The sequence below is a fragment of the Paenibacillus sp. P4_A7 genome (assembly GCF_056402455.1).
Genome location: NZ_JBFUHJ010000519.1, coordinates 1 through 3,691, shown reverse-complemented (window position 1 = coordinate 3,691; position 3,691 = coordinate 1). Strand labels below are relative to the sequence as shown.

Genomic DNA, 3,691 nt, shown 5'->3' with positions numbered 1-3,691 from the left:
GCATCTAAGCGTGAAGCCCCCCTCAAGATGAGATTTCCCAGTATGTAAGACCCCTTGAAGACGACGAGGTTGATAGGTTCGGGGTGGAAGCGCAGCAATGCGTGGAGCTGACGAATACTAATCGGTCGAGGGCTTATCCTAAATAAGGTTTGCATGGACCCATACATCCGGCAAACAAACAGCTAAGGTTCAGTAAGACAACTTTCGTATCCAGTTTTGAAGGTGTAATATGCTTTCTATACGACGCGGGGTGGAGCAGCCCGGTAGCTCGTCGGGCTCATAACCCGAAGGCCGCAGGTTCAAATCCTGCCCCCGCAACCAATYACCTTCTAACTAWWGGTRATCCATAACCATGTGCCGTTGTAGCTCAACTGGTAGAGCAACTGACTTGTAATCAGTAGGTTGGGGGTTCAAGTCCTCTCGACGGCACCATTTTTTTTGGAAGTAAAGATCATAGAATCACACTGAATACCTTGAGAATCAAGGTTTTTTTGTTTTTCTGGGCAAATAAATAATAATGAAGCTTTAACTAAAAAACATACTAGCTTGAGCCGAAGTACTTATTATGGAAACACCAAAGAAGGATAGCAAGGCACATATCCAATTTTTGAAATTATAACAACTGATCCAAAAGCTAAATATGTGGATTCTTATCCAGGTAGTTATATAGATGGACAATTGGGAAATTTTGAAGGTGAATTTAAAGATGGTAAGTTAATTTACAGTCCTACATTTGCATTTAGCGAGGATCTAGAAGAAATTACTGAAGGAAGGGTTTTTGGATTTGATTTTGATGTATATGATGCTGATGGAGAAATTATATTTACAGCAGCGGATCTAAACTTTCTTTTTGTTAATAGTGAGGAACCAAAAGATACTGTGGTTTCAGCGAAGCCAACTGCTTCGAAGGTTGTAGTCGACGGCAAGCAAATTGCTTTTGAGGCTTACAATATCGATGGCAGCAACTACTTCAAGCTGCGTGATCTTGCCATGGTAGTCAATGGATCAAGTAGACAATTCCAAGTAGGCTGGGACAGCAAGAACAATGCAATCAACCTAAAGACGAATGAAGCTTATACACCTGATGGCAAAGAGCTTGTAGTATCTTCAAAGCTGACAACGAAGCAAGCAAAAGCTACCCAATCCAAGATATATCTTAACGGAGAAGAAATTAAGCTTACTGCTTATAATATTGGCGGTAATAATTATTTTAAATTAAGAGATATTGCAGCGGCAATAGATTTTGCTGTTACTTGGGATGCAAAGCTTAGCACAGTAGGTATTGACACAAAAGCTGGTTACACAGAACCTGCTAAATAGAGAGTTTGGCTGCTTTGATATCATTAAACAAAAAAAACGGTTCGCAGGGATTATCCTGCTGACCGTTTTTTTTGTTGTATCTTGTGTATAGGAATAAGCTGAGTGGTAAGAGTATCTTATCATCAATAAATGTTCTTTATAAAGAACCTTATAAATGCTATATTATACATGGAATAATGTCAGTAACGTAAAATAGTAAAATAATTTGTTTGTTTTAAAGAACAAAATGTGCTGAAGACAGCTTCAGCATCAAGTCAAGTTAAGAGATTTCATTCACTACTTTTATTATGGAGGGTAAGAAGGTAATGAAAAATACTTCTGATTTAAATAGAGATACGACTCCCTATATGCTGTATAGAAGGGCGATAAATTGTCCTAATGATACAGCGTTCAGTTTTCCAGAATTCAAACAAAGCTATACTTGGTCAGCCATTTGGAGAGAGGTTCAGCAGCTTGCCAAAGGGTTTCTTGAAATCGGAATTAATAAAGGCGATAAGATAGCGTTGTTTATGCCAAGCGGAATGGAGCTTATTCTTTCGATGTTCGCAACCTCTTCTATAGGGGCAATAATTGTTCCACTCAATACGTACTCCAAATAGGAGGAGCTTGAGAAATATTTGAAGGATTCTACTCCGAGCGCTATGATCATAGGTAGAGAGGGGCATCATTTACATTATCCATCCCTCCTGCAAGAAATTATATCCGATAACAAATTGAAAGATATCGATTGCACATGGATACCAGCGAATATGTTAATTTTGGACAATGAATCAAGGGTTCCTTTTCCTTTTCGTCCGTATGGGGAATTATTTACACTCGCATCAAAGAAGGATGATCAGTCCCTATTAGAGGCTTCTAGGGAGGTCACCGTCAATGATCCACTCATCCTGCTTTATACTTCAGGCACATTAGGCTATCCTAAGGGAGTTCTTCGTACGACCTCTTCTTTTCATGTTTCTATTAGTCAAACAACCTATTCATACAAAGACAATAGTTTAATATCCAAAGTGGTTGATCGAATAACGAGACATTTTACGATTATGAATTTATTGCCACTGTATCATCTTGGAGGCTTTGGAACGATATTCACAGCCTTGAAGGGAAGTAATATTCGAATCGTTATGTTAAGCCACTTTAATCATACGCGAGCCTTATCCACAGTTGAAAAGGAAAAATGCAGAGTTTTAATAGGCACTCCGTTTATGATTAGTCAAATGCTTGCCTCCCCAAGTTTACAATTATATAATCTGAAGTCATTGGTTGGTGTGGTTTTCACTTCTGCGGCTGTGACAAAGTCTATTTTGCAAAAGGTGACTAAGGCTTTAAATTTATACTTCTTTATGGTTAGCTATGGTTCTTCTGAGGCGGGATCGGTTGCAAGCGGTATATGCTTCATAGATAGGAAGAATAATCTGATATTTCGGAACATGTATAAATTCATGAAAAATACGAATATGCTGGGCGGATTAATTTGTCAAAAGGAATTTGAAAAGGGCTCCTACAGTCTCGCCGGTAAGATCGATAAACGTGTAGAAGTGAAGGTGCTGAATCCGAAAACAGGAGAGCCAATRCCGATAAAGGAGCATGGTGAGATTGCAATTCGAAGCCATCGGGTCATGCGATATACGAAGGAAAACGTAACTACTCAGCCCTCTATCAAGACAACCTGAAAAGGGGTGCGGGGCACCCCTGATATGCTGTGGAATTCGCTTGTGGTTATGGGTTCGGAAGGACCGATTTACCATCAACCACTTACCGCAAGGTGTCAAGAACAGGAAGATTCTGTTTACGGAGAGTGGAAACAAATCCCCGAATGCGGCTAAAGAATTGTGCGCCCTGCGTGCTGCGAAAGGAACCAGATACTTTCTAATGGATCTTAATCATTCGTATGGCTTGCTCGGCTTCGTTATTGGTGAAGGGTACCCGGAAATCGTGCATGAAAGCAAGCACTGCATCTCGCTTCGAGTTCAAGCGATCTAGCAAGTTTTTCGTCTTGCTTTGTTTTACCCGCCCACGTTTTTTCTCTACCGGAAGAGCAGGCGATAGATTTTCAGCAAGCCCGATTGTTACCACAGTCCGATACCAGTCTTCAAAGATGGCGCGTTCTTGTGGATCCACTTCATCGTGTCTTTCTTCGATGAGTTCTTCTTTTCTCCGCCTGATCTCGTACAGCAAGTCAATCATTTCCTCCGCCCATGGTTGCTTGTCGTTCTCCACGACCGCATTTAACTCGCGATGATGATGCTGATTACAAAGCGCATGCTTGCAGTCGTAACCTTCGTAGGCTTTTAGTCCATCGTGTACATTGGTTCCTTCGTATAAGGGTAACAATCCGGCATCATCCATGGCTTCTCTAACACACTTACTGTGC

General features: G+C 40.8%; 2 protein-coding genes, 2 tRNA genes, 1 rRNA gene and 1 pseudogene. 5 read left to right on the top strand and 1 reads right to left on the bottom strand.

Annotation, left to right across the window (positions count from 1 at the left end; translation table 11 throughout):
* The 5 genes and pseudogenes from AC1DWN_RS30205 to AC1DWN_RS30185 all read left to right on the top strand — a co-directional run.
* Positions 1-141 (top strand): 23S ribosomal RNA (locus tag AC1DWN_RS30205); the annotation flags it as partial.
* A 103-nt stretch (positions 142-244) separates the two neighbouring features.
* A tRNA-Met gene (locus AC1DWN_RS30200) sits at positions 245-321 on the top strand.
* A 35-nt stretch (positions 322-356) separates the two neighbouring features.
* A tRNA-Thr gene (locus AC1DWN_RS30195) sits at positions 357-432 on the top strand.
* Between the two features lie 246 nt (positions 433-678).
* The gene (locus tag AC1DWN_RS30190) at positions 679-1,320 is read left to right on the top strand and encodes a hypothetical protein (protein WP_477562558.1); all 642 of its coding nucleotides are present in this window, start codon (positions 679-681) and stop codon (positions 1,318-1,320) included.
* A gap of 287 nt (positions 1,321-1,607) precedes the next feature.
* A pseudogene (locus AC1DWN_RS30185) lies at positions 1,608-2,990 on the top strand (AMP-binding protein).
* Positions 2,991-3,186: 196 nt separating this feature from the next.
* Here the strand turns inward: AC1DWN_RS30185 and AC1DWN_RS30180 are convergent.
* The coding region (locus AC1DWN_RS30180) for an IS66 family transposase (RefSeq protein WP_477562557.1) at positions 3,187-3,691 on the bottom strand (505 nt) is incomplete at its 5' end.